General features: G+C 71.1%; 21 protein-coding genes. 7 read left to right on the top strand and 14 right to left on the bottom strand.

The window, feature by feature from the left end:
* Positions 1-34: 34 nt before the first annotated feature.
* The 6 genes from ACFCY1_RS08140 to ACFCY1_RS08115 form a co-directional block, all read right to left on the bottom strand.
* Positions 35-751 carry an ABC transporter ATP-binding protein gene (locus ACFCY1_RS08140; RefSeq protein WP_049651557.1) on the bottom strand — a complete coding sequence of 239 codons (717 nt, stop codon included), beginning with the start codon at positions 749-751 and terminating at the stop codon, positions 35-37.
* Entirely contained in the window at positions 748-1,560 is an 813-nt protein-coding gene (locus tag ACFCY1_RS08135; RefSeq protein WP_049651563.1) for an ABC transporter ATP-binding protein, read from the bottom strand. The genes ACFCY1_RS08140 and ACFCY1_RS08135 overlap by 4 nt, the downstream gene beginning before the upstream one ends.
* An 8-nt stretch (positions 1,561-1,568) precedes the next feature.
* Complete coding sequence (locus ACFCY1_RS08130; protein ID WP_375874012.1) at positions 1,569-3,500, bottom strand: branched-chain amino acid ABC transporter permease; 1,932 nt, start codon at positions 3,498-3,500, stop codon at positions 1,569-1,571.
* Positions 3,501-3,505: 5 nt separating this feature from the next.
* Positions 3,506-4,435, bottom strand: coding sequence for a branched-chain amino acid ABC transporter permease (locus ACFCY1_RS08125; RefSeq protein ID WP_049651559.1), 930 nt, complete (start codon positions 4,433-4,435; stop codon positions 3,506-3,508).
* Between the two features lie 177 nt (positions 4,436-4,612).
* Positions 4,613-5,839 (bottom strand): branched-chain amino acid ABC transporter substrate-binding protein, encoded by a 1,227-nt coding sequence (locus ACFCY1_RS08120; protein WP_049651560.1) that lies wholly within the window; start codon positions 5,837-5,839, stop codon positions 4,613-4,615.
* A gap of 601 nt (positions 5,840-6,440) precedes the next feature.
* Positions 6,441-6,965 carry a PaaI family thioesterase gene (locus ACFCY1_RS08115; RefSeq protein WP_375873961.1) on the bottom strand — a complete coding sequence of 175 codons (525 nt, stop codon included), beginning with the start codon at positions 6,963-6,965 and terminating at the stop codon, positions 6,441-6,443.
* 224 nt (positions 6,966-7,189) lie between these two features.
* Between ACFCY1_RS08115 and polA the strand changes: the two genes are divergently transcribed.
* Positions 7,190-9,877: a DNA polymerase I gene (gene polA / locus ACFCY1_RS08110; RefSeq protein WP_375874011.1), complete on the top strand. Its 2,688-nt coding sequence runs from the start codon at positions 7,190-7,192 to the stop codon at positions 9,875-9,877.
* Positions 9,878-9,941: 64 nt separating this feature from the next.
* Here the strand turns inward: polA and ACFCY1_RS08105 are convergent, their stop codons facing one another.
* Positions 9,942-10,934: an Lrp/AsnC family transcriptional regulator gene (locus tag ACFCY1_RS08105; RefSeq protein WP_049651562.1), complete on the bottom strand. Its 993-nt coding sequence runs from the start codon at positions 10,932-10,934 to the stop codon at positions 9,942-9,944.
* A gap of 205 nt (positions 10,935-11,139) precedes the next feature.
* On the opposite strand from ACFCY1_RS08105, the gene ACFCY1_RS08100 reads away from it, so the two are divergent.
* Entirely contained in the window at positions 11,140-12,720 is a 1,581-nt protein-coding gene (locus ACFCY1_RS08100; protein ID WP_375874010.1) for an MFS transporter, read from the top strand.
* Positions 12,721-12,795: 75 nt separating this feature from the next.
* On the opposite strand, the gene tgmC is transcribed toward ACFCY1_RS08100, so the two are convergent.
* From tgmC to ACFCY1_RS08075, 5 genes are all read right to left on the bottom strand, one after another.
* Positions 12,796-13,938: an ATP-grasp peptide maturase system methyltransferase gene (gene tgmC, locus ACFCY1_RS08095; protein ID WP_375873960.1), complete on the bottom strand. Its 1,143-nt coding sequence runs from the start codon at positions 13,936-13,938 to the stop codon at positions 12,796-12,798.
* Positions 13,935-14,900, bottom strand: coding sequence for an ATP-grasp ribosomal peptide maturase (gene tgmB / locus ACFCY1_RS08090; protein WP_375873959.1), 966 nt, complete (start codon positions 14,898-14,900; stop codon positions 13,935-13,937). Before tgmB ends, tgmC begins: the two co-directional genes overlap by 4 nt.
* Positions 14,900-15,172 (bottom strand): putative ATP-grasp-modified RiPP, encoded by a 273-nt coding sequence (gene tgmA / locus ACFCY1_RS08085; RefSeq protein ID WP_074000966.1) that lies wholly within the window; start codon positions 15,170-15,172, stop codon positions 14,900-14,902. Before tgmA ends, tgmB begins: the two co-directional genes overlap by 1 nt.
* 117 nt (positions 15,173-15,289) lie before the next feature.
* The gene (locus ACFCY1_RS08080) at positions 15,290-15,910 is read right to left on the bottom strand and encodes a hypothetical protein (protein WP_375873958.1); all 621 of its coding nucleotides are present in this window, start codon (positions 15,908-15,910) and stop codon (positions 15,290-15,292) included.
* Between the two features lie 14 nt (positions 15,911-15,924).
* Positions 15,925-16,359 (bottom strand): ATP-binding protein, encoded by a 435-nt coding sequence (locus tag ACFCY1_RS08075; RefSeq protein ID WP_074000968.1) that lies wholly within the window; start codon positions 16,357-16,359, stop codon positions 15,925-15,927.
* Positions 16,360-16,667: 308 nt separating this feature from the next.
* Between ACFCY1_RS08075 and ACFCY1_RS08070 the strand changes: the two genes are divergently transcribed.
* The 4 genes from ACFCY1_RS08070 to ACFCY1_RS08055 all read left to right on the top strand — a co-directional run bounded on the left by ACFCY1_RS08070 (position 16,668) and on the right by ACFCY1_RS08055 (position 20,640).
* The gene (locus ACFCY1_RS08070) at positions 16,668-17,546 is read left to right on the top strand and encodes a glycosyltransferase family 2 protein (RefSeq protein ID WP_375873957.1); all 879 of its coding nucleotides are present in this window, start codon (positions 16,668-16,670) and stop codon (positions 17,544-17,546) included.
* Between the two features lie 9 nt (positions 17,547-17,555).
* A complete protein-coding gene (locus ACFCY1_RS08065; RefSeq protein ID WP_049653888.1) occupies positions 17,556-17,897 on the top strand; it encodes a hypothetical protein in 342 nt (113 codons plus the stop codon).
* Positions 17,894-19,249, top strand: coding sequence for a hypothetical protein (locus ACFCY1_RS08060; protein ID WP_049653887.1), 1,356 nt, complete (start codon positions 17,894-17,896; stop codon positions 19,247-19,249). The genes ACFCY1_RS08065 and ACFCY1_RS08060 overlap by 4 nt, the downstream gene beginning before the upstream one ends.
* A gap of 191 nt (positions 19,250-19,440) precedes the next feature.
* Positions 19,441-20,640: an XRE family transcriptional regulator gene (locus tag ACFCY1_RS08055; protein ID WP_375873956.1), complete on the top strand. Its 1,200-nt coding sequence runs from the start codon at positions 19,441-19,443 to the stop codon at positions 20,638-20,640.
* Between the two features lie 18 nt (positions 20,641-20,658).
* On the opposite strand, the gene hrpB is transcribed toward ACFCY1_RS08055, so the two are convergent.
* Positions 20,659-23,175: an ATP-dependent helicase HrpB gene (hrpB, locus tag ACFCY1_RS08050; RefSeq protein ID WP_375873955.1), complete on the bottom strand. Its 2,517-nt coding sequence runs from the start codon at positions 23,173-23,175 to the stop codon at positions 20,659-20,661.
* Between the two features lie 4 nt (positions 23,176-23,179).
* Positions 23,180-24,055, bottom strand: a complete 876-nt coding sequence (locus ACFCY1_RS08045; protein WP_375873954.1) for a class I SAM-dependent methyltransferase — start codon at positions 24,053-24,055, stop codon at positions 23,180-23,182.
* A gap of 414 nt (positions 24,056-24,469) precedes the next feature.
* On the opposite strand from ACFCY1_RS08045, the gene rpsA reads away from it, so the two are divergent.
* A complete protein-coding gene (gene rpsA / locus ACFCY1_RS08040; RefSeq protein ID WP_049653883.1) occupies positions 24,470-25,960 on the top strand; it encodes a 30S ribosomal protein S1 in 1,491 nt (496 codons plus the stop codon).
* Positions 25,961-26,012: the final 52 nt, after the last annotated feature.

Here is a 26,012-nt window from a genome sequence, read left to right as displayed (position 1 = left end):
AACGTTTCTGCCGGGCCCTTTCGCGTGCAGGGGCTCAGTCCTCGCCGAGGTAGGCCTTGCGGACGGACTCGTCGTGCAGGAGGTCGGCGCCCGTCCCGGAGAGGACGATGCGGCCGGTCTCCATGACGTAGCCGCGGTCGGAGAGGGAGAGGGCCGCCTGGGCGTTCTGCTCGACCAGGAGGATGGTCGTACCGGAGGACTTCAGTTCCACGATGGTGGACATGATCTTCTGCATCATCAGCGGGGAGAGCCCCATGGAGGGCTCGTCCAGCATGAGCAGCTTGGGCCGGGACATCAGGGCCCGCCCCATCGCGAGCATCTGCTGCTCGCCGCCGGAGAGCGTGCCGGCGGCCTGGCGGCGGCGTTCGCCGAGGATCGGGAACAGGGTGTAGGCCCGTTCGACGTCCGCGGTGATGCCGGCCGCGTCGGTGCGCAGGAAGGCGCCGAGGAGGAGGTTCTCCTCGATGGTCATCCGGGGGAAGATGTGCCGTCCCTCGGGGGAGTGGGCGAGGCCGAGGGCGACGATCCTGTGGGCGGGGACGGCCGAGAGGTCCTGGCCGTCGAAGGTGATCCGTCCGGCGGTGGGCTTGAGCAGGCCGGACAGGGTGCGCAGGGTGGTGGTCTTGCCGGCGCCGTTGGTGCCGATGAGGGTGGTGACCTCGCCCTGTTCGACGGTGAAGCTGATGCCCTTGACGGCTTCGATCTTGCCGTAGGCGACGCGGAGGTCCTCGACCTCGAGAAGTGCGGTCACTGGTCGGACTCCGTAACGGCGGGGGTGGTGCCTTCGAGCGGGGCGCCCAGGTAGGCGGTGATGACGCGTTCGTCGTTCTGGACGGTCTCGCGGTCGCCCTCGACGATCTTCTGGCCCTGGACGAGCACCGCGGTGCGGTCGCAGAGGTTGAAGATGAAGCGCATGTCGTGCTCGATGACGAGGACGGAGATCCCCTTGTCGCGGATCGCGAAGACGAGTTCCTCGGCGGCCCGGGTCTCCTGGGGGTTCATGCCGGCGGTGGGTTCGTCGAGCAGCAGCAGGCCGGGTTCGGAGGCGAGGGCGCGGGCGATCTCCAGCTTGCGCTGCTCGCCGTACGGGAGGTTGCGGGCGAGGTGGTCGGCCTTCTCGGCGAGGCCGGTGAACATCAGGAGTTCCATGGCCTTCTCGCGGCTCTCGGCCTCGGCGCGGTGGTAGCCGGGGCCGCGCAGGATGGCGGAGAAGATGCCCTCCTTGGTGCGGGTGTGCCGGCCGACCAGGACGTTCTCCAGGACGGTCATGTTGGCGAACAGCCGGATGTTCTGGAAGGTGCGGGCGATGCCGGCCTGGGTGACGAGGTGGGGCTTGGGCGGCAGCAGGGTGTCGCGGTAGCGGACGGCGCCCTCGGTAGGCACGTACAGGCCGGTGAGGCAGTTGAAGAAGGTGGTCTTGCCGGCGCCGTTGGGGCCGATCAGACCGATGATCTCGCCCTCGCCGACGGTCAGGGAGACGTCGTTGACCGCGGTGAGGCCGCCGAAGCGCATGGTGACGCCGGTGACTTCGAGCAGGGGTGCGGCGGTGGTGGTGGTCATCGGGTCGGTCACGCCCCTGACTTGGTGAGTGCGGTCGGCTCGCCGGAGGCCTGGGCCGGGACGGCGGCCTCGTGGAACTCCAGCTGGCGGCGCCGGTTGGGGATGAGGCCCTCGGGGCGGACCCGCATCAGGACGATGAGGGCGGCGCCGAAGGCGAGGAGCTGGTAGTCGGCGAGGAACTCGAGCTTCTTCGGGATGAGGAAGAGCAGGGTGGCGCCGGCCAGCGGGCCGCTGATGGTGCCCATGCCGCCGAGGATGACGGCGGCGAGCAGGAAGGCGGAGTTCGGCGGGAGGGCCTCGGCGAAGGTGTACTGGTCGGGGGTGACGGTGTAGCTGACGTGGGCCTGGACGGTGCCGGCCAGGCCGGCCAGCAGGGCGCCGAGGGCGAAGGCGAGCAGCTTGAGCCGGAAGCCGTTGATGCCCATGGCCTCGGCGGCGGTCTCGTCCTCGCGGATGGCGACCCAGGCGCGGCCGATGCGGGAGTTGCCGACCCGGGCGAAGACCAGCACGACCAGGGCGGTGACCAGCAGCATCAGCAGGTAGTAGTTGGAGAAGCGGCCGAGTTCGACGCCGGCCACGGTGTGCGGTTTGCCGAGGTCGAAGCCGAGGATCTGCAGGTCCGGGATGCGCGGGATGCCGTTGGAGCCGTTGGTGACCTTGGGGCCGGTGGTGCCGTTGAGGTTGAGCATGGTGATGCGGAAGATCTCGCCGAACCCGAGGGTGACGATGGCGAGGTAGTCGCCGCGCAGCCGCAGGGTGGGGGCGCCGATCAGGACGCCGAAGACCATCGAGACGACGGCGCCGGTGAGCATCGCGGCCCAGAACGGGAACTGGACGTGGATGGGCGAGGCGGGGGAGCCGGAGACCAAGGCGGCGGCGTAGGCGCCGACGCCGAGGAAGGCGACGTACCCGAGGTCGAGCAGGCCGGCCAGGCCGACGACGATGTTGAGGCCGAGGGCGACGGTGGCGAAGATCAGGATGTTGGTGGCGACCGAGGTGTACTGGTCGCTGGTCTGGGTGAACGGGAAGCCGGCGGCGGCGGCGAAGGCGGCGCCGGTGGTGACCGGGCGGTGCTTGACGGTCAGCGCGCGCAGCCGGGCGAGCAGGCCGGACCTGGTCAGGGCGGGGACGGCGAGGGCGACGAACAGCAGGTAGCCGGTGAAGAGTTCGCCGTACTCGGTGTCGATGCCGAAGGTGATCGCGAACAGTCCGGTCCCGAAGGCGAGGACGATCAGCAGCACCTCGACCCAGGAGGGGAGGGCCCGCGGCGCGGCCAGCGGGCGGTCGATCCGGCCCAGCCGCAGCCCGCTGTTGGCGAGGTGGCCGAGCTGGAGCAGCAGGACGACGCCGGCCGCGATGGCGAGGCCGCCGGACAGGGCGGTCATGACCGGGGCCACCGGCTTGTCGCCGGGGATGGCGTGGGCGCCGAACCAGGCGGCGGGGGCGACCGGGACGAGCAGGAAGAGGCGCCTGTCGAGGATCCGCAGCGGTACGGCGGTGCGGCGGTCGAGGGGCAGGCCGAGGGCGCCGAGGACGGCGAGCAGGCCGCCCGCGGCGAGCACCCAGCCGCCGGGTTCGAGGTTGGTGGTGCCGCCGAGCTCGGAGGAGATGGCGGCGACCGCGTAGACGGCGACGGTGAGGGCGCCGGTGGCGGCGTACAGGACGGCGTTGTTGCTGCGGGTGGGGGCGGCCCAGCGCAGGCCGGGGACGCCCTGGGCGGCGAGCAGCAGGACCAGGGTGAGCAGGCCGGCGGCGAGGGCGAGCCACTGGAGGCCGGCCGGGGAGCCGTAGTAGGTGAGGTCGCCGGGGAAGTCGGAGGTCCAGGTCCAGGACATGGCGGCGGAGGCGGCGGTGGCGAGGGCGCCGAGTCCGGTGACGGCGGCGGCGGCGCGGGCCGGCAGCGGGATGACCGGGGTCGTCTCGGTGTGGGTGGTGGTCATGGTGGTCACGCCCTGTCCGCGACGCGCTCGCCGAGCAGGCCCTGGGGCCGGATCAGGAGGACGAGGATGAGGAGAACGAAGGCCCAGACGTCCTTCCAGGCGCCGCCCCCGAAGAGGTGCATGCCGGGCAGGTGCTGAATGTAGCCGGTGGCGAGGGCTTCGGCGAGGCCGAGGGCGAGGCCGCCGAGCATGGCGCCGTAGATGTTGCCGATGCCGCCGAGGACGGCGGCGGTGAAGGCCTTGAGGCCGAGGATGAAGCCCATCCGGAAGTCGACCTGGCCGCTGCGCAGCCCGTAGGCGACGGCGGCGACGGCGGCGAACGCGGCGCCGATGGCGAAGGCCATGACGATGATGCGGTCGGTGTCGATGCCCATCAGCTTGGCGGTGTCCGGGTCCTGGCTGGTGGCCTGCATGGCGCGCCCGGAGCGGGTGCGGGTGACGAACCAGCCGAGGGCGAGCATGCACAGCGGGGCGGCGATGATCAGGAAGAGGTCGCTGCGCTGGATGGTGACGGAGCCGAGGCTGAACGGGTCGCCGGGGATCTTGGGGAAGACCCGGGCCTTCTTGGCGTCCGGGTAGAAGGAGAAGACGAGCTGCTGGAGCAGGATGGACAGCCCGATCGCGGTGATCAGCGGGGCGAGCCGTGGGGCGTTGCGCAGCGGGCGGTAGGCGAAGCGCTCGGCGGCGACGGCGGTGAGGGTGGAGACCAGGATGCCGGCGATCAGCATGAGCGGCAGGGCCAGCCACAGGGTGGTGCCGCCGGGGAGGGCGAGGTAGGCGGTCAGGGCGCCGAAGCCGCCGACCATGACGATCTCGCCGTGGGCGAAGTTGATGAGCTGGACGATGCCGTAGACCATCGTGTAGCCGATCGCGACGAGCCCGTAGAGGGCTCCGAGGATCAGGCCGTTGGCCAGCTGCTGCGGTAGGTCGTGCACCGCTGGGCCTCCGTAGTGCGTTCGGGGTGTCCGCGTGGGTGGTGGATGTGGGTGCGCGCGGGGGCACTCGTGGCGCCCCCGCGCGTGGTGGTGGTGAAGTGGCGTCGGCGGTACCGGTGGTGACTGGGCGTCAGTCAGTAGGGCGGTTCTTCGGCCAGTCCCTGAACCGGCCCTGGATCAGCCCTTGAAGGTGCCGGACTTCTCCACGGCCCACTTGCCGTCCTTGACGGTGTAGACGGTGAGCTGCTTGTTGGTGGTGTCGCCGAACTCGTCGAAGGAGACGGTGCCGGTCACGCCGGCGAAGCTGACCTTCTGGACGGCGTCGCGGACGGCCTTGCGGTCGGGGACCTTGCCGTTGTTGTCCTTCACGGCCTGCTTGACGCCCTGGATGATGGCCCAGGCGCTGTCGTACGAGTAGCCGCCGTAGGTCTCGTAGGCGTCCTTGTAGCCGGCCGCCTTGTAGTCGGCGATGAACTTCTTGGCGGTGTCCAGGCTCTCGACCGGCAGGCCGACGGCGGTGGCGTAGTCGCCCTGGCTCTTGGGGTTGAGCTTGATGAAGTCGCCGCTCTGGATGCCGTCGCCGCCCATCAGCGGGATGTTGACGTTGGCCTCCTTGAGCTGGAGGGAGAGCGGGCCGGCCGCGGGGTACTCGCCGCCGTAGTAGACGGCTTCGGCTCCGGAGCTCTTGACCTTGGTGACGATGGCGGCGAAGTCGCGGTCGTCGGGGTTGACGTGCTCCTCGCCGACGAGCTGGCCGCCGAGCTTGGTGAACTCGCCCTTGAAGGTGCCGGCCAGGCCCGCGCCGTAGGTCTTCTGGTCGTCGATCAGGAAGACCTTGGTCTTCTTGGCGTCGTTGTAGAGGAACTGGGCGGCGAACGGGCCCTGGACGGCGTCGGTGGTGGCGGTGCGGAAGTAGGACGTGAACGGGCGCTTCTTCTCGCCGCTGGCCCACTTCTCGCCCTGGCTGAGGGCGACGCCGGTGTTGGCGGGGGAGACCTGGACCAGGCTGGCGTCGTCGAAGATCTGCTGCATCGACTGCGACACACTGGAGTTGAGCGGGCCGACGACGCCGAGGACCTTGGGGTCGCCGACCAGCTGGGTGGCGTTCTGCTGGCCGGGGGCGGGCTTGCCGGTGTCGTCGAGGGCCTTGATCTCGAACTTGACGCCGGGGACCTCGTTGGTCTCGTTGGCCTTCTTGATCGCGAGGTCGGCGGAGTTGCGGATGCCGAGGCCGAGGGCGGAGAGGTCGCCGGTGAGCGGGGAGTCGACGCCGATGACGACGGTGGTGGAGCCGGAGTTGGAGTTGCCGCCGTCGGCCTTCTTCTCTCCGCGGGAGCCGCAGGCGCTGAGGCTGAGGGCACCGATAACGGCAATGCTCACGACAACTGCTGAACGGTGACGCACGAGGGTCCCCTTCGGTTCAGGAGGCGCCCGCGCCGGAGTGGCGGGAGCCGGAGTGCGCGGAGGGCCTGGCCCAATCGAATGGCGCGGTGACTGGCCGTGACTCTAGATGCCCTTGGGCGACTCGGGCAGTACTGGGCGCAGGCTGTGATTCTCTTGTTATGAGCACACGGAGTATTTGTCTCACCATGTGGTCGTTCCGGTTCGATCGATCCCGAGATGGCGGGCGTTTACGCGCTGGTAGGGCGATGTAAGGCCCAGAAATGGGGGTTGCAGCTGGCAGTGCCGATTATCGGACGCTCGTGTCCGATGCCCTGCTTCCGACCTTGAGCGTCCGCATTACGGACAACGGGGGCGCGGCCGAGTGGTCCCGGGGCGCCTGAAGGCCTCGGGACCGGCAATTGATCGGATTTCCTACTTGTTACGCAGCGTTATGAGCGCGGGATGTGTGCCGACCGCGCCCGGACATGTGAACGCCCCCTTGTCCAGACCAACGCCTGCCCAAGGTGGCGGAAGGTCAAACAAGGGGGCGGAAAAGGGACTTGATGTTGTCCGGAGTGAACTCCGGTCCGCTGTGCGGACGTTGTCACGCCTCGGAGTTCGGTCAGAGGTCGCGCAGCATGCAGGTCAGCCGGCAGCTGGTGATCCGCCGGCCGGTGTCGTCGGTGATCGCGATCTCGTAGGTGGCGGCGGTGCGGCCCTTGAACACGGCCGTCGCCACCCCGGTCACCAGCCCGGAGGTGGCCGAGCGGTGGTGGGTGGCGTTGAGGTCCACGCCGACCGCGTAGCGGCCGGGACCGGCGTGCAGCATCGCCCCGATCGAGCCCAGCGTCTCGGCCAGCGCCGCCGACGCGCCGCCGTGCAGCAGCCCGTACGGCTGCTGGTTGCCCTCCACCGGCATGGTGCCGACCACGCGGTCGCCGGAGGCCTCGACGATCCGGATGCCGAGCTTCTCGCCGAGGTGGCCGCCGGAGAAGGTCTGCGCGTTCACGCCGAGCTTGGCGAAGTGGTCCAGCACGTCCTGCGGGACGTTCAGGACGGGCGTGCCGTCGTGCGCGCTGTCGGGGGCGGTGTCGGGGACGGTCTCGGGGGCGGTGTCGGGGACGGTGTCGGGGACCGCGTCGGTCATGGGGGAACTCCTGCCGCTCGGGGGTGTGCCGCCTGTGATCGTACGACCGTCCTACTCATAGGTAGCAGCGGTGGCCGGACCGGCGCGGCGTCCTTTTTGTCGGTGCCGGGCCATAGGATCGGTGGCCGGTAGTGGAATCGGCAGGAACGGACGTTGACGTGGCTACGCAGAGTACGGACAAGGGCGCGACGGGTGGCGGCGGGGCCGGCCCGCGGCCCCGGCTGATGCTGCTCGACGGGCACTCGATGGCCTACCGGGCCTTCTACGCCCTGCCCGTGGAGAACTTCAACACCTCCACCGGCCAGCCCACCAACGCGGTCTACGGCTTCGCCTCGATGCTCGCCAACACCGTCCGGGACGAGCAGCCCACCCACCTCGCCGTCGCCTTCGACCTCTCCCGGCAGACGTTCCGCTCCGTCGAGTTCCCCGACTACAAGGCCAACCGCGCCAAGACGCCGGACGAGTTCAAGAGCCAGGTCGGCCTGATCGGCGAACTGCTCGACGCCATGCACGTCCCCCGGCTGACGGCCGAGGGCTTCGAGGCCGACGACATCATCGCCACCCTGGCCACCGCCGCCGAGGCGGCCGGCTACGACGTCGACATCGTCACCGGCGACCGCGACTCGCTCCAGCTGGTCACCGACCACGTCACCGTGCTCTACCCGACCAAGGGCGTCTCCGAGCTCACCCGTTACACCCCGGAGAAGGTCGCCGAGAAGTACGGCGTCACCCCGCGCCAGTACCCGGACCTCGCCGCCCTGCGCGGCGACCCGTCCGACAACCTGCCCGGCATCCCCGGCGTCGGCGAGAAGACGGCCGCCAAGTGGGTCAACCAGTTCGGCTCCTTCGACGAACTCGTCGCCCGCGCCGACGAGGTCAAGGGCAAGATCGGCGAGAAGCTGCGCGACCACCTCGACTCGGTCAAGCGCAACCGGGTGCTCACCGAGCTGGTCCGCGACGTCGAACTCCCGCTCGGCGTCACCGACCTGGACCGCAAGCCGTTCGACAAGGACGCCGTCGGCACCCTGATGGAGTCGCTGGAGTTCCGCAACGCCAACTTCCGCGACCGCGTCTTCGGCATCGACCCGTCCACCGGATCGGACACCGCCGAGGCCGAGCTCGCCCCCGGCATCGAGGTGGACGGCGAACTCCTCACCGACCCGGGCACCCTGGCCGCCTGGCTGGCCGAGCACGCCTCCGACGGCAAGACCACCGTCGCCCTCGCCGCCGTCTACCAGTGGGCGCTCGGCACCGGCGAGGTCACCGAAGTCGCCCTCGCCGCGGGGGAGACGGCCGCCTGGTTCGACCCGGCGCTGCTCGCCGAGGAGGACGAGCGGGCCTTCGCCGGCTGGCTCGCCGACGCCGCCGCCCCCAAGGCCCTGCACATCGCCAAGCACGTCATGCGCGCCTTCGCCGAGCGCGGCTGGACGATCGACGGCGTCGTCGCCGACACCGCGCTCGCCGCCTACCTGATCAAGCCCGGCCGCCGCACCTTCACCCTGGAGGTGCTCGCCGAGGAGTACCTGGGCCGCTCGCTCACCCCGGCCCCCGCCACCGAGAGCGGCCAACTCTCCTTCGACGCGCCGGAGGAGGACGAGACGGCCGCCGCCCGGTCGCTGATGCTCCAGGCCCGCGCCGTGCTCGACCTCGCCGCGCTCTTCGACACCCGCCTCGCCGAGGTCGGCGCCGTCGAGCTGACGCGCGACATGGAACTGCCCATCGCCGCCCTGCTCGCCCGCATGGAGCGCTACGGCATCGCCGCCGACCGCGACTGGCTCACCCGGCTGGAGGCGCAGTTCGCCGCCGAGATCCAGCGCGTGGTGGAGGAGGCGCACGCCGCCGCCGGCCGCGAGTTCAATCTCGGCTCGCCCAAGCAGCTCCAGGAGATCCTCTTCGGCGAGCTCGCGCTCCCCAAGACCAAGAAGATCAAGACCGGCTACACCACCGACGCCGACGCGCTCACCTGGCTGGCCACCCAGACCGACAACGAACTGCCGGTCATCCTGCTGCGCCACCGCGACCAGGCCAAGCTGCGCACCACCGTCGAGGGCCTGCTCAAGACCGTCTCGCCCAAGGGCCGGATCCACACCACCTTCAACCAGATGGTCGCCGCCACCGGCCGGCTCTCCTCGCAGGACCCGAACCTGCAGAACATCCCGGTCCGCACCGAGGAGGGCCGGGCGATCCGCCGCGCCTTCATCGTCGGCGAGGGCTACGAGTCGCTGCTCACCGCCGACTACTCGCAGATCGAACTGCGGATCATGGCGCACCTGTCCGAGGACGAGGCGCTGCTGGAGGCCTTCGCCTCCGGCGAGGACCTGCACACCACCGTCGCCTCCCAGGTCTTCGAGGTGCCGGGCGCCGCGGTGGACGCCGAGATGCGCCGCAAGATCAAGGCGATGTCCTACGGCCTGGCGTACGGGCTGTCCGCGTACGGGCTCTCGCAGCAGCTCGGCATCAAGCCGACCGAGGCCCAGGGCCTGATGGACACCTACTTCGAGCGCTTCGGCGGCGTCCGGGACTACCTGCGCCGGGTCGTCGACGAGGCCCGGGCCACCGGCTACACCGAGACCCTCCTCGGCCGCCGCCGCTACCTGCCGGACCTCAACAGCGACAACCGCCAGCGCCGCGAGATGGCCGAGCGGATGGCCCTCAACGCCCCCATCCAGGGCTCGGCCGCCGACATCGTCAAGATCGCCATGCTCCGGGTCGACGAGGCGCTGCGCGCGGCCGGCCTCACCTCCCGGATGCTGCTCCAGGTGCACGACGAAATCGTGCTGGAGCTGGCCCCCGGCGAGCGCGAGCGGGTCGAGGCCGTCGTCCGCGAGCAGATGGCGGGCGCCTACCCGCTGCGCGCCCCGCTGGACGTCTCGGTCGGTGTCGGCCCGAACTGGGAGGCAGCCGCGCACTGACGGGTGGCCTTCGGGCGGGTCCGGGCGCGCGAGGCGTCCGGGCCCGTTCTCCGGTGCGCCCGCGTCAGCCCAGCGGGGGGTGGATCAGCCGTCCGTGGTGGATCAGGGACACGGACTGCTTGAGGCGGCGGACGCGGATGCTGATCTCGTAGCCCCTGATGCCCTCGATGCGGGCCAGGCGGCCGCTGAGGTAGCGGTAGAAGTCGGGGGTGTCCCGGCAGATGACGACGGCCATGAGGTTGTGCCTGCCACTGGTCGCCGCGACGAAGGCGCATTCCTCGTGCCGGCCGAGCTCCTCGCCGATCCGGTCGAGTCCGGGCAGGTCGACCTGGAGCCAGAGGACGGCGTTGAGCTCGTAGCCGAGGCGCTCCGGCAGGATGTCGATGCCGTAGGCGAGGGAGCCGGAGGCCTCCAGGGCCTCCAGCCGGCGGGCGACCCGGGGCGTGGACCAGCCGGTGACCTCCGCCAGGCGGGTGTGGGAGGCGCGGCCGTCCTCCGCCAGGGCCTCGAAGAGCGGGAGGTCCTCGTCGGCCGGGGCGAGCGGCGGCCCGGCGGCCACGGGGCGCTCCGCCGTCAGCAGCCGCACCTGCTCGTCGGTCAGGGAGCGCTCCCCGCCGGCCCAGCCGACCGCGTCCGGGGCGCCGAACGCGTGCAGGAGGAGGTCGACGCTCATGTCGAGGACCGAGGCGGCGCGCGGGAGCTGCCGCAGCAGGACGTCGTCGCGCCCGGTGCCGGCGGCCGAGCGGATGGTGCAGATGATCTCCGACCCGCCGGAGGCGATGCTGGCGTAGCCGACCTCGGGCCTGCGGGCGAGGGAGTCGGCGACGGGCCCCACGGCCTCCGGGCGGCAGCGCAGCCGCGCGACCCACTCCGCCTGCCCGTGGGCGGACGGGCTCCGCTGCCCGATGACGCGCAGGATCCCGCCGCGCCGCAGCGCGTTGTAGCGGCGGGCCACGGTCTGTTCGGACACCCCCACGACCTCGCCGAGGCGGCGGAAGGAGACCCGGGGGGCACTGTAGAGCCCGTGGATGATTTTGCGGTCCAGATCGTCAGGCACGGAGGAATCCTGACACAGGAGCGGGCCGGAACGGAGGTTCCGGTACGTCTGCCGGGATCGCTTGGGGATTCTCCGCCCGTGGGGCCGAAGCTTTGCGGTGCCCCCAGCAACCGGTGCCCGCGCGGCATCCCGCAGTCGAAGGAACCACCCCGTGAACTCCGCAACGGTGCAGCGCCCCGTGGCCGGACGAGGCGTCACGCTCGTCATGGCCTGCCTGGGCGTCTTCGTCGCCTACCTCCCCGTGACCACCGTGTCCGTGAGCCTGCCGGCGCTCCAGCGGGTGCTGGGCGCCTCGACCTCCCAACTGTCCTGGGTCTCGGACGCGTTCGTGCTGCCGATGGCCGCGCTGATCCTGACCACCGGGGTGTGGGGCGACGTCCACGGCCGCAAGCGGGTGTTCCAGGCGGGCATGGCCTTCTGCGCCCTGGGCGCGGCCGTCTCGCTGACCGCGGACTCGGTGCAGTCGCTGTGGGTCGGGCAGGCGGCCTCCGGACTGGGTGCGGCGGCCCTGCTGCCCACCACGCTGGCCCTGATCAGCCACGCCGTCCCCGACCATCGGGAGCGCGGGAGGTTCATCGGCCTGTGGGCGATGTCCATGCTGGCCTCGCTGGCCATGGGACCGCTGATCGCCGGGCTGCTGCAGCAGCACGTCGCGGTGCGCTGGATCTTCCTCCTGCCGATCCCGGTGTCCCTGGTCGTACTGGTCGTCGCGGCCTTCCTGCTGCCCGACTCCCGGGCGCCGCACGGCCGGCGGCTCGACTGGCCCGGGCAGATCAGCGCGGCCGTCACGGTCACCGCCGTCGTCTACGGCGTGATCGAGGGCGGCGCCGACGGCTTCGGCACGCCCTCCGTGGTGGCGGCCCTGGTGATCGGCGCCGTGAGCGCCGTCGCGTTCGTCCTCGTGGAGCGCCGCAGCGACAGCCCGATGCTCGACCTGGCCCTGTTCCGCAGCCCCGCCTTCGCCGCCACGTCACTGGTCGCCATGATCAGCTTCCTGGGGCTGATCGGCTTCTTCTTCGTCCTGAGCCTGTACTTCGGCCTGGTGCAGCACCTGAGCACGTGGGAGGCCGGACTGCGGATGGTCCTGGTGTCCGGGACGTCCCTGGTCGCGGGCATCCCCGTCGGACGGCTGATGCACCGGGTGTCCCCCCGGGTCATGATCACCACCGGTCTGGTGGTGATGGCGGGCTCGCTGCTGTCGCTGACCGGCGTCGACGCGGCCACCTCGTACGGGTCGCTCGCCTGGCGCCTGGTCCTGCTCGGCCTCGGCATCGGCGCCGTCCTCACCCCGATGACGGCCTCCGCCGTCTCCTCCGTACCGCACCACCTGGCCGGCATGGCCGCGGCGGGCAACAACGCCTTCCGCCAGCTCGGCGGCGCCCTCGGCCCCGCCGTCCTCGGCACCCTGCTCACCACCCGCGCCCTCGACGCCCTGCCCGGCCGGCTCGCCGACGCCGGCGTGCCCACGGAGACCGGCGGCCACGTCCTCGCCGTCGCCCGGGAACAGGGCCTCGGCGCCGTCGCCGGGCTCGACCTCGGCCCCGCCACCAGGCCGGCCCTGAGCGCGCTCAGCGGCTCCTTCCTCGACGGCCTCCAGCTCTGCCTGGTCGTGTCGGCCTCGCTCGCCCTGCTGGCGGCCCTCGCCTGCGCCGTCCTCCTGCGCCCGGCCGCGCCCGCCGCGCCCGGCCGTCCTGGCGCCGGGGCCCCGGCGCCGCGGACCGCCGCCGGCCCCGTCCTCGTCACCGCGGGCAGCGCGTCCACCCAGGGGCCGCAGCGCACCCCGTGACAGCGGGCGGCGCGGACCGCCCCAACCCGCGCACGGGTTGGGGCGGCGGGCTGCGTCCGATCCGAAGGGGTCGGGTCAGATCGGCAGGTTCCAGCCCGGGCCGTCGTGGCTGCCGAGCCAGACGCGTTGGCCGGCTGCCGAGACCGTAAGGCCGAAGGCGTCCTGGGGCGGCTCGCCCGCGCTCTGCCAAGCCTCGATGGCGGTCTCCACCTGGTCCCACAGGTGGAGCGGTCCGCGCTGGACGACGGTCCAGCCGCCTGCCGGATCGGGTACGGTCCGGGCCTGCGATCCGGTGGCCACGTCCGAGAGGATCTGCCGACCGCCCGCCCCCATCCGTTCCGCTGAGGGTGCCGCGAGCTGCGCGACCCAGCTTCCGGTCCAGGTGTCGAGCTTCGCGGGGTCGATGCGGCTCGCGCGCTCCTCGCCGGGGAGCAGGGCAAGAGCCGGACGGGGCGGCCGGTCGTGGGGGCGGGCGATCATGAAGCTGGTGTGGCCGGGCAGGAACCTGCCGGTGGCCTCGCCCGGGCCGGTCACGTCGAGCAGCGCCAGGGCGTTGGCGTAGCCCCACCCGGAGAAGGTGACCAGGATCCGGCCGCCCGGCTTCACCTGGTGGAGCCAGGCCGTCGGCAGGTACCGGACCGAGCACGTCGCGATCAGCCGGTCGAACGAGCCGCCGTCCGGGTCCCCGCCGAGGCCGTCGCCGGTGACGAGGCGCGGGGCGTAGCCGGCGGCCTCGACGGCCGCGGCCGCGCGTTCGGCGACCCGGGGGTCGCACTCGATGCTGGTGATGGCTCCGTCGCCGAGGCGGTGAGCCCCGAGGGCGGTCGAATAGCCGGTCCCGGTGCCGACTTCGAGCACCCGGTGGCCGACGTCCGCGCCGAGCCGCTGCCACATGGCCAGCACGAGCGAGGGCAGCGTCGATGACGACGAGGGTGCCCCGGAGACCGACTGCTCCCCGGTCTCTTCCGGGCATGTGCGACCGTCGAGTTGGGTGACGAGGGTCTGGTCGGTGTAGACCCCCTCCAGGTATCCGGGGTCGCCATGGCGCACGGCCCGGTAGCCGGTGGGGGCGCTCCCGTCGATCGGGACGAAGTAGCCGCAGACGAACAGCTCACGCGGTACAGCGGTGGCGGCGTCGATCCACGCGGGGTCGGTGAGCGTGCCGTTCCCGGTGAGCTGGTCGACGAGGGCTGCGCGAAGGATGTCGGACGTGGTCATTCGTGGTGACCTCTTTCCAGTTGGTCGGCGATCGTGTGCGCGATCCGATGGGTGGTCCCGGCCGGCTGCCACGCCCACTGCCCGTTCGGGTTGCACTCCAGGAAGGACCACGTGCCGTCAGCGGTGACGGCGAAGTCGAATGCCCCGAAAACCAGTTGGAAGGCGGCGAGGTAGCGGGTGATGGCCTCGGCGACCGGGGCGGGGACGTCGATCGGACTGCAACGCATTCGGTCCTGGCGGTATCGCCAGTCGAGGTCCGGGCTGTCGATGCGGGTGCCGAAGAGCCGGTTTCCGACAGCGGTCACCCGGGTGTCGAACGCCTTGGGAACCCTGGCCTGGAACAGGTGCGGACACGCTGTCACGGCCTCGGTGATGTCCTGGCCGCGGACTTCGTGCACCCAGACGGCCCGGGCCTGCCCGTCCACCGAGTACGGGGTGTTCCACAGGGGCTTGTAGACCATGCCGGCGACGTGGTCGGCGGCGAAACTCCGTGCCTCGTGGTCGTCGTCGGTGATCAGGGTGTCGGGCACCCGGAATCCGCAGCGCTGCGCGGTGGCGAGCTGAGCCGGCTTGTACTCCGCTGCCCGGTTGAGCCACGGGTGGTTCACGTAGTGCGCCCCGGGAAGTGAGGCCAGGATGCCGCCCGCCCCCCAGAAGGCCTGTGAGGCGGCGAACCGGCGGTCCTGCCCGGCGAGGTCGGGCGGCCCCTCGAAGGGGGACGGTCGGCGGACCCAGACCGATCGAACAGCCGTGAGGTCGAGCTCGCGGCTCGACGTGCGCAGGATGCCCCGCCGAGCACCGGTGCCGTACACGGCCGTCAGCGAGGCACCCGCGTGCAGGTCGGTGCCGGGATCGAGACGGACCACCGGTACCCGGCGCTCGGCGAGCACCCGCAGGACCACATCCGCTGTCACGTCGGAGGAGTTGGTCAGCACCAGCACCGACCTGCTTCGGTTGTCCATCAGCCGGAACTCTGGTCCTGGTCGTAGGACTCGGTCACGTCGCTGTCCGTGGCCCCGCCCGGCTTGGCCCCGTCACCGGGGCTCGTGTGGGTGGGCGTGAGACCGCTGGTGCTGGTGCCGTGGTTCCCCAGCTCGACCGTTCGGCCGTTCTCGTCCACGATGACGGCGATCTGCGTCTCGGGGTCGATCACGGGCGTGAACGACGGGAGCGTGGCGGTGGCCGGGTAGGGCCCCATCCTGCTGATGCCCCACGGTGCGGGCGTCTGGGTCATGCGTTTCTCCTGGTCGTGGTCCGGATTGTGTCGTTGCAGCCCCGTCCTGGAGGGGAGGGGCTCTGGCCATGGCTCGGCGGGACTCAGGCGGTTGGAGATGCCGAGGGGGTGGAAGGTTCATCGGACGCTCGCCTCGGGCGGCGAGGAGTAGGAAGTCGGACCCGTCGACTTCTGGTGCTTGGTGGTCTGGGTGCGGCAGTGGGTGAGGGCGTACTTGATACGGGTGTCGGAGTGTCGGGTGGTGGAGTGTCGGGTGGTGGTGAGCAGTTCGCCGGCGGTGGTGAGGGTGGTCCAGTAGCGGGTGGGGTTTCCGGTGCGGGGGAGGGGGTGGGTGGTGGTGAGGGAGAGGTAGGCGGTGGTGAGGTTGCCGGTGGTGAACCAGCGGGTGAGGCCGTGGTGGTGGCCGGGGCGGAGGCTGCCGTGGGCGTCGACGGCGGTGAGGAGGTGGTCGACGATGGTGAGTTCGGTGTCGGTGAGGGACTTGGGGATGTCGAAGACGCCGAGGGCTTCGAGGAGTTCGCCGGTGTCGGTCTCGGAGTCGGGGCGGGGGTCGGCGAGGAGGGCGTCGTAGCAGTCGTTGAGGCGGCGGGTGGTTTCGGCGTGGGGGATGGTGAGGGCGAGGCAGACGGCGCGGGCGGAGGGGAGGGGCTTGCGGGTGCGGCGGGCGAGGAGGGCGTAGGTGTCGGCGGGGGTGCGGCCGCGGGAGAGGGCGTGGCGGGCCAGGGTCGTGAGGTGCATGGGGGTTCGGGCTTTCAGGCGGTGACGAGGGCGGGGGCGGGCACGGGGGAGATGAGCACCCAGACGAACTTGCCGATGCCGCCCGGTCGGTTGGTGCAGCCCCAGCGTTCGGCGAGCTCGTTGACGAGGAACAGGCCGCGCCCGTGCTCGTCGTCAGGGGTGGCGACTCGGAGGGTGGGGTGGGCGGCGCAGGCGTCGTGGACTTCCAGCCGGAGGCGGGAGTTGACGAGGGTGAAGCGGATCTCGATGTGGCGGTCGTCGGGGGCGTCGGAGTGCTGGACGGCGTTGGCGAAGAGTTCGCCGAGGAGGAGTTCGGCGGTGTCGGCGTAGCGGTGACCGGAGGGCAGCCCGGAGAGGTACGCGCGGAGCAGGTAGCGCGCCAGGGGCGTGGACTCGATGCGGGAGTCGAGGTGAGCGACGAAGGGGCGGGGGCGGTGGGTTTCGAGCATGGCGAAGTACCTCGGGGGAGGGGTGCGTGTGAAGGGAGTGCACTGCGTGCTGGGCTTGTCCGGGCGACCGGACGGCGCCTGCCCGCAAAGGGGAGAGGGGGACCGGGGGCGTCACCCGGGCGGCTGCGGATGGAGCCGACAGCCTCCCTACGGGCGAATCAGGAGCATTCGGGCGCCGGCAGGAGCGGACAGTGTGGGAGGGTGGCCCGGCAGTCGGCCCGGCCCGGCCGGTACGCGCAGTGGCGCGTATCCGGGTCGCGGTGTCGGCGAGATCATGAAGGTTTCCTCACACGGTTGGGTTGAGTGCGATGGGCGTCACGCTGGGCGTGGTGGTGCTGACGATGGGAAATCGGCCGGCGGAGCTGATGGCTTTGCTGGACTCGGTGCGGGCCCAGGACGGCGGCAGTGACGGCGTGCGGACCGTGGTGCTCGGGCAGGGCGTGGAGCTGCCCGAACTGCCGGACTGGGTGGACCCCGTGGAACTGCCGGAGAACCTCGGCATCCCCGGCGGCCGCAACGCCGGTGTCGAGCGGCTGCGCGAGCTGGGCAGCACGGACGTGCTGGTGGTCCTGGACGACGACGGCCTGTTGCCCCGCACCGACACCTTCCGGCTGGTCCGGGAAGCCTTCGAGCAGGACCCGCAGCTCGGGATCGTGTCCTTCCGCATCGCGGACGAGACCGGGTTCACCCAGCGCCGGCACGTTCCCCGCCTCGGTGCCAGTGACCCGATGCGGTCCGGACCGGTGACCACGTTCCTGGGCGGCGGCCACGCCATCCGGATGAGCGTGATCGACCAGGTCGGGCTGTTCCCCGGCGCGTTCTTCTACGCCCACGAGGAGACCGACTTCGCCTGGCGCGCCCTGGACGCGGGCTGGCACATCGACTACCGCGCCGACATGGTGCTCCAGCACCCTCGCACCGACCCGGCCCGGCACGCCACCTACTACCGGCTGACGGCCCGCAACCGGGTCTGGCTGGCCAAGCGCCACCTGCCGGCCATCCTGGTGCCGGTCTACCTCACCTCCTGGGCGGCCTACACGGTGGTCCGTCGGCCGCCGCTGTCCGGTCTCAAGGCGTGGTGGTCCGGCTTCTTCGAGGGCGTGCGCACGCCCTGTCCGCCGCGACGGCCGATGCGGTGGAGCACGGTGTGGCGGATGGCGAAGCTGGGTCGGCCGCCGGTTTTCTGACAGAACGCCATGCGCAGTCGCCAGGTTGAGGAGGACGTCATTGACGCGCTGTATGTCCATGCCGATCGCGGCCGGGCAGAGGAACAAGTTGTGCTGGACTCCGCCCAGGACGGTCGGCGTGGTGCCGCGCTTGGTGAGCTGAGCAAGGATGCGGCAACCGATGACGAGCATGCTGGGCCCGATCGGCTCGTGCAGGCGCGGATCGAAGAACGCGTTGGCCATGAGGCATCGACCTCCTCTGAAGTGCAGGCATGTGCAATCAGTGAACATCTGGACACGCTCTGGCGGTACGGTGATGGGCCGCTCATCGCGTTCAATCTGTTCAAGATCACTTCTGGGGGCATGAGTTGACTGGACGTAAGGAGCCGAATCGGCAGCTGACGGCCGTCATCGAGGAAGTTGGGTGTACGTACGAAGCCCTAGCCAAGGTGATTCGCGGCGTCGCGGCGGAGTCCGGTGAGACGCTGCACACCTCGCGGTCGGCTGTGCTCTCCTGGATGAGGGGCGGTACTCCAACGGGCCGAACCGCGGCCTACCTTGCCGAGGCGTTGACGAGAATGGCGAGGCGGAAGGTGACGACCGCCGAGATCGGTCTAGGCTTCCCGGCGTTCAGGGAGGTCATGGCCCCTGATCCTCTGGCAACCGCTGCCGATCTGGGGAGACTTGTCATGCTCCACCGTCGCGACTTCCTCGCCCTCGCTTTCGCTGTCGGCATTGTCGGGCTCCCGCTCAGCTACGACCACCAGGCAGTCGCCGCCACACTGCGAGGTGCGAAGGCCGGCCGCAGAGCCGGTGCCGAGGAGGTGTCCACCGTCCGGCAGCTCACCGAGATGTTCAGAACTGCCGATGAGAGGCTGGGCGGTGGTTACGGACTCTCCACGGTGTCGTCCTACCTGGTGGATGCCGTCGTGCCGATGCTCCAGGCCACGTTCCCGTCCGAGGAGATTCGGCGGAGCGCGTACGGGGCGGCGGCCGAGCTGGCGACCCTGGTCGGATGGAAGTGCCACGACCTCGGTCGCGAGGGTGCCGCCCAGAGGTTCTACCTTCTCGCTTACCAACTTGCCTGTGAGTCCGATCCCGCAGGTCACGGGGCTTGGATGATGCGTGCCCTCACCCACCAGGCCCTTGACCTGAACCAGACCACACACTGCGTGGAACTGGCCGAGGCCGCGCTGACGCGGGCCCGGGGGAAAGTCGACCGCAAGACGGAGGCGCTGTTGCTGGTGACAGCCGCCCGGGCGTACGGAGCAAGTGGCCGGAGCAAGAACGCTGCCGGAGCACTCCTCGCTGCGGAGGATGCCATGCTTGCCAGTGATGACGGCGTTCCCTCGTACGCTGGCGCCTCAGGCCCGGTCGCGGCCACCGTGGCCTCGCATACTGGCAAGACCCTGACCGGGATGGAGGACCACCGAGCCGCCGAACGGCACTATCGCGCGGCGTTGCAGGACCGCGTCCCGTCGACATATCAGCGGGTTCGCGGCTTGACCCTCGCGAACCTCGCCAAGTCCGTGGCTGCCCAGCACCGTCACGAGGAGGCCGTGATCCTGTGGAACGAGTGCCTGGACCTCATGGACGGCGTGGCATCGGACCGGAACAAGAAGGAACTCAAGACAGTGCGCTCGACCATGGCCGTCTACAGTGCACGAGGAATCCCCGGTGCCCCCGAACTTGCCCAGCGCGTTACCGAACTCGCATCTGTGTGATCTCAGATTGGGCGACCTGTCGTGGGTTCGGCTGTTGTGGGGTTTCCGGGCCAAAGGTGGCGGGGGTGGGGCCTCTCAGATTGGCGCGGACGGCGCGGTAGCCCTCGCGCCAGATGGATTCCATGTCCCGGGTGCGGCATCGGCTCGTAGTCGACCGCAAGGCGTCGCGCCTGCTGCAAAGAAGGAGCATCGTGCCCAGCGCGCCCGTGGCAGATGACCAGCCCACCCCATCCTCCAGTGTCGAGCAGTGGCGACGGGTGCGCGGCTTCCTGAACGACCAGCGTTACGCGTTGACCGGGCGGCTGCTGGTAGAGAGCACGCCCGGGAGTCTCATCCCGGGGACACCCCTTCTGGCCCGACAGCACTGGATTCCGGAATGGCCGGTGCCGCTGGAGCACGTCCGGCTGAGCTGGAAGCCGGACGCGCCCGCGGCACCGTTGGACGGCGGTGAGCCCGAGCTCGATCACATCAGACCGCACCGGGAGGACGGGACCCTCTACCGTACGTACGCGGAGGCGGTCCGGGATCTCGCCAAGCCGAGGCTGTTCGAGAATCGAAACTGCTATCGCCTGCTCGACGTTGAGGGATCAGTCGCCGGCCCGAGACTGACCTTCGGCCGGGGCCGGTACTTCGACGTGATCAACATCTGCGAGGCTGCCGCGCACGAATACGCTGCGGCAGCCCTGGCGAGCCCGGACCAGCCGGTGGATCCTGCGGCAACGCCCTTCCGCACATCCATCGCCGATCCGACCGACCTCCTGCATCGACCCGTCATGGCGGCAACGAGCACGCTCACCATCCGGAGCGATCGGGCAACCGGCGAGGCCGAGTTCGTGCTGCATTGGCGCGACCCCGAGAAGGTCGCCAGCGGTGGAGGCCTCTACCAGGTCATGCCGGTCGGGATGTTCCAGGCGTCCCATGACGCACCATGGAACGAGGGGAACGACTTCGATCTCTGGCGGGCGATCCTCAGGGAGCTGAGCGAGGAACTCCTCGGTGGCACCGAGGACTACGGAAGCGACCGGGCGCCCATCGACTACGCGGCCTGGCCGCTCAACAAGACGCTCACCACTGCTCGCGAACACGGGAGACTGCGGGTCTTCTGGCTGGGCCTCGGCATGGATCCGCTGACGTTCGTCACCGACATGCTGACCGTCGCCGTGTTCGACGCAGACCTGTTCGATGAGACGTTCCAGCGGATCGTCTCGACCAACGACGAAGGCCATCGGGTCGGACCGGAGGACGCGACCGGGTGCTCGGTCGGGATTCCTTTCACCGCTGAGCAGGTGGATCGCCTCACGGGCAGCGAACCGATGCAGCCCGCCGGTGCGGCCCTTCTGCGGCTTGCCTGGCAGCACCGGGAGGCTCTCCTGGGAGAGGCCTTCCGGTAGGAACCCGCTGGGTGTCTGTCACTTCCGGGCGTTGAGGCGGCGGGTGGGTTCGGCGGTGGTGGGGTCTTCGGGCCAGGGGTGGCGGGGGTAGCGGCCTCTGAGGTCGGCGCGGACGGCGCGGTAGCCCTCGCGCCAGAAGGACTCCAGGTCGCCGGTGACGGCGGCGGGGCGGCCGGCGGGGGAGAGGAGGTGGATGGTCAACGGTATGCGACCACCGGCCAGGGTGGGGGTCTTGGTCCAGCCGAAGAGTTCCTGCAACTTGGCGGCCAGCACTGGGCGTTCGGTCGTGTAGTCGACTCGTATCTTCGATCCGCTGGGCACCGTGATGCGCTCGGGGGCCAGCTCGTCCAGGCGGCCGGCTTCTCCGCTCGCCCAGGGGAGGAGGCGCTGGAGGGCAGCGGTCGTGTCGATCCTCGCGAGGTCGGTGCGGCGGCGGGCGCGGGAGAGTTCGGGCTCCAGCCACTCGTCGGCACGGTCGAGGAGGGCCTCGTCGCTGACGTCCGGCCAGGGGGCGCCGATGGCACTGTGGAGGAAGGCGAGGCGCTCGCGCAGGTTCGACCGGAACGTCAGCAGGGTGCTCACTCCCTCGCGGGCGAGGCCTTCGAGGAGGGCAGACCGGACGAGCAAAGGGTCGGGGCGGTTGAGCGGCTTCTCGGCCAGCTCGATGGCGCCCAGCGATTCCACCCGGCGGGAGACGACCTCGCCCCGCCGGGTGTCCCAGTGGACCTCGGCACGGTTGCTGAGCAGCGGCGCCCCGGCGGCCAGGGCGGTGGCCTCGTCGAGCGCCGCCGCGTGCAGGATGCGCGCCGAGTGCGACCCCGCCGGGCGGTCGGCGACGGCGACGGCGAGCCAGGGCAGGGCGCCGAGCACGGTGCCGGGGGCGAGTTCGGCGGCCGTGCCGGAGGCCATCAGGTACGGGCTGCGTTCGCCGGGGGCGGGCCGTTCGACGCGGGCGCGGGCGATCCGCTCCGGGAAGGCGAGGGCGACGACGAGTCCGGCGGCGGCCGCGTCGGGCAGGTCGGTGGCGGGTTCGTCGGAGGTGGCGCGGAGCAGGCGGCGGACTTCGTCGCGCCAGCGGCCGGCGTACGGGTCCTTCGTGGACCGGACGGTCCGCCAGACCGCCCCGAGGTCGTCGCCCAGTGCCCGCGGCGGCTCCTCGGAGAGCAGTGCGACGACCTCGGCCGCCCGCCGCGCTCCGACCGCCGCCGCCCCGTCGACGAGGGCGCGCCCCAGTCGGGGGTGCAGCCCGGTGCGGGCGAGCCGGACGCCGCGCGGTGTGGCCCGTCCGTCCGGGGAGACCGCGCCGAGGGCGGTGAGGGTCTGCCGGGCGGCGGCCATCGCCCCGGCGGGCGGGGCGTCGGGCAGGGCGAGGCCGGTGGCGTCCGGGTCGCCCCAGCAGGCGGCCTGGAGGGCGAAGGGGGTGAGGTCGGCGAGCGCGATCTCGGGGGTGGGGAAGCGGGCGGCGAGGGCGTCCTCGGCTTCGTTCCAGCAGCGGTAGACGGTGCCGGGGGCTTCGCGCCCGGCGCGGCCGGCGCGTTGGCGGGCGGCGGCGAGCGAGGCGCGGACGGTGACCAGTCCGGCCAGGCCGCGGGCGTGGTCGGTGCGGGGTTCGCGGGCCAGTCCGGCGTCGACGACGACCCGGACGCCGGGCACGGTGAGCGAGGATTCGGCGACGGCGGTGGTGAGCACGACCCGCCGTGAAGGGGACGGGGTGAGGGCGGCGTCCTGGACGGCCTGCGGGGCGCGGCCGTGCAGTTGGAGGACATCAACGGAAGGCAGGCCGCCCAGCTGCCCGGCGACCCGGGAGATCTCGCCGACGCCGGGCAGGAAGCAGAGCACGTCCCCGTCCCGCTCGCTCAGCGCTCGCCGCACCACCGCCGCGACGTGGTCGAGCAGTGCCGGGTCGACCCGGGTGCCGTGGGCGGGCCGGACGGCGCGCGGCGGCGGTGCCCAGACCACCTCGACCGGGTGGGAGGTCCCGTGCGCCTCCACCACCGGGGCGCCGCCGAGGAGTTCGGCCCAGGCCTCGGTGTCGGAGGTGGCGGAGGCGCAGACCAGGCGCAGTTCGGGCCGCAGCGCCGCCCGGACGTCCAGCAGGAAGGCGAGCGCGGTGTCGGCGTCGAGGTGCCGTTCGTGGCACTCGTCCAGCACCACCACGTCCACACCGGGCAACTCCTGGTCCCGCTGGAGGCGTTGCAGCAGGACGCCGGTGGTGACGACCTCGACGACCGTGTCCGGCCCGGTGCGGCGCTCGCCGCGCACCGTGTACCCGACCTCGCGGCCCACGGACGAGCCGAGCAGCCAGGCCATCCGCCGGGCGGCGGCCCGTACGGCGAGCCGCCGCGGTTCGGCGACCAGCACCCGGCGTACGGGCCGGCCGTCGGCGAGCAGTCCGGCCAGGGCGAGCGGCACCAGGGTGGTCTTGCCGGTGCCGGGCGGCGCGGCGAGGACGGCGGTGCCGGGGCCGTCCAGCGCGTCGTGCAGGGCGGGCAGGGCGGTGCGGACGGGCAGTTCGCGCCAGGCCGGGTTCAGCAAGACATCAGCCCCGTTCGGCGACGAAGATCGCGGTCCCGGGGATCAGCCGCCCGCGCAGCGGGGACCAGCCGCCCCACTCCTGCTCCAGGCCGGCCGGCCACTCGGGCTCGACCAGGTCGACCAGCCGGAAGCCGGCGGCGACGAGTTCGCGGACCCGGTCGCCGACGGTGCGGTGGTGCTCGACGTAGGTGGCCCGGCCCTGCTCGTCCTGCTCGACGTAGGGGGTGCGGTCGAAGTAGGAGGAGGTCGCGGTGAGGCCCTCGACGCCGGGCTCGTCCGGGAAAGCCCAGCGGATCGGGTGGGTCACCGAGAACACCCAGCGCCCGCCGGGCCGCAGGACCCGGTGGACCTCGCGCATCAGGGCGGCGGTGTCGGCGCTGAACGGGACGGCGCCGTAGGCGGAGCAGGCGAGGTCGAAGGAGGCGTCGGCGAAGGGGAGGACGGCGGCGTCGGCCTGGACGACGGCGACGGGCGTGGTGCCGCGGCCGAGGTCGATCCGGCGGGAGTGCTGGAGCTGGCGGTAGGAGATGTCGAGGGCGACCGGCCGGGCGTCCCGGGCGGCCAGCCAGCGGGAGCACTGGGCGGCGCCGGCGCCGATCTCCAGCACGTCGCGGCCGGCGACGTCGCCGAGCAGGCGGGCGTCGGCCTCGTCCAGGCCCTCGGGGCACCAGGTGAAGCGGTCGTCGCCGAGGAACTCGCCGTGCTCGTCCTGGTACTCGTCTGCGTTGCGGTCCCACCAGTGCCGGCTGGCCCGGCTGCTCTCCCCGGTGCCGGCCGCGCGGCGCACCGCGTCGTCGCCCTCTTCCTCGACCTGCGCGGCGGAGGTGTCAAGATCGTGCAGGTCTGCTTGGGGGGTGGTGGCCACGGTGACAATGCCCATCGCGTAGGGTATGGAGTGCGGAAGCGCCGCTGCCGCGAACCGGCCCGTCAGGGTCCGGATCCTGGCGGTGGCATCCGGGGACGTGGCCCCTTCGGGCGCCGCCGCGAGGCGCGCATTCGGAGGATATGGCCTGATCCGTACCGGGCTCCACCGTCTTGCCGTCCTTCGGCATTGACCGTGCCTGGCCGTCCCCGTATGCTACAAGTTGCGCTGCGGGCCTGCGCGCCTCGGACGGAGCAGGTCGCGCTCGCATCTGTCGAAGACCCCACGGTCGCAAGACGGACGCCGGTTCTCGTTGTTACGGGACTATCGGTGTGCCGTGTTCTTGGCTGTCCGGCTTTCGGTGGGAGCGATACGGGCCCTCCGCGTGGCATTACCTACGACTTTCATGTCCGTACCGGAGCCCTTTTCCTAATGACGAGCCCCACCGACTCCTCCCTCAGCACCACCCCGCAGGTCGCGGTCAACGACATCGGCGACGCGGAGGCCTTCCTCGCCGCCATCGACGAGACCATCAAGTACTTCAACGATGGCGACATCGTCGAGGGCGTCATCGTGAAGGTCGACCGTGACGAGGTCCTCCTCGACATCGGTTACAAGACCGAGGGCGTCATCCCGTCCCGCGAGCTCTCGATCAAGCACGACGTTGACCCGCACGAGGTCGTCGCCGTCGGTGACAACATCGAGGCCCTGGTTCTCCAGAAGGAGGACAAGGAGGGTCGTCTCATCCTGTCCAAGAAGCGCGCTCAGTACGAGCGTGCCTGGGGCACGATCGAGAAGATCAAGGAAGAGGACGGCATCGTCACCGGTACCGTCATCGAGGTCGTCAAGGGTGGTCTCATCCTCGACATCGGCCTCCGTGGCTTCCTTCCGGCCTCGCTCGTCGAGATGCGCCGCGTCCGCGACCTCCAGCCCTACGTGGGCAAGGAGCTCGAGGCCAAGATCATCGAGCTGGACAAGAACCGCAACAACGTGGTCCTGTCCCGCCGTGCCTGGCTGGAGCAGACCCAGAGCGAGGTCCGCCAGACCTTCCTCACCACCCTGCAGAAGGGCCAGGTGCGCTCCGGCGTCGTCTCCTCGATCGTCAACTTCGGTGCCTTCGTGGACCTGGGTGGCGTCGACGGCCTGGTGCACGTCTCCGAGCTGTCCTGGAAGCACATCGACCACCCGTCCGAGGTTGTCGAGGTCGGCCAGGAGGTCACCGTCGAGGTTCTCGACGTTGACATGGACCGCGAGCGCGTCTCCCTGTCGCTGAAGGCGACCCAGGAGGACCCGTGGCAGCAGTTCGCCCGTACCCACCAGATCGGCCAGGTCGTTCCGGGTAAGGTCACCAAGCTGGTTCCGTTCGGTGCGTTCGTCCGCGTGGACGAGGGCATCGAGGGTCTGGTCCACATCTCCGAGCTGGCCGAGCGCCACGTCGAGATCCCGGAGCAGGTCGTCCAGGTCGGCGACGAGATCTTCGTCAAGGTCATCGACATCGACCTCGAGCGTCGCCGCATCAGCCTGTCGCTCAAGCAGGCCAACGAGGCCCTGGGTGCCAACCCGGCCGAGGTCGAGTTCGACCCGACCCTGTACGGCATGGCCGCCTCGTACGACGACCAGGGCAACTACATCTACCCGGAGGGCTTCGACCCCGAGGCGAACGACTGGCTGCCCGGCTTCGAGAAGCAGCGCGAGGAGTGGGAGCGCCAGTACGCCGAGGCGCAGTCGCGCTTCGAGCAGCACCAGGCGCAGGTCATCAAGAGCCGCGAGGCCGACGCCCAGGCCGCCGAGGAGGGTGGCGACGCCGTCGCCGCTGCCGCCGGTGGTTCCTACTCGTCCAGCAGCGACGAGGGCTCGGGCGCCCTGGCCTCCGACGAGGCCCTGGCCGCTCTGCGCGAGAAGCTGGCCGGCGGCCAGAGCTGAGGCTCTCGCTTCCCGCTAGCCGATAGCTAGACGGTGGGCCCCACCCGGATTT

Source organism: Kitasatospora sp. NPDC056273, assembly GCF_042268845.1.
Taxonomy (GTDB): Bacteria; Actinomycetota; Actinomycetes; order Streptomycetales; family Streptomycetaceae; genus Kitasatospora.
The sequence above is the reverse complement of the archived record's forward strand: the minus strand, read 5'-3'. Positions and strand labels throughout refer to the sequence as shown.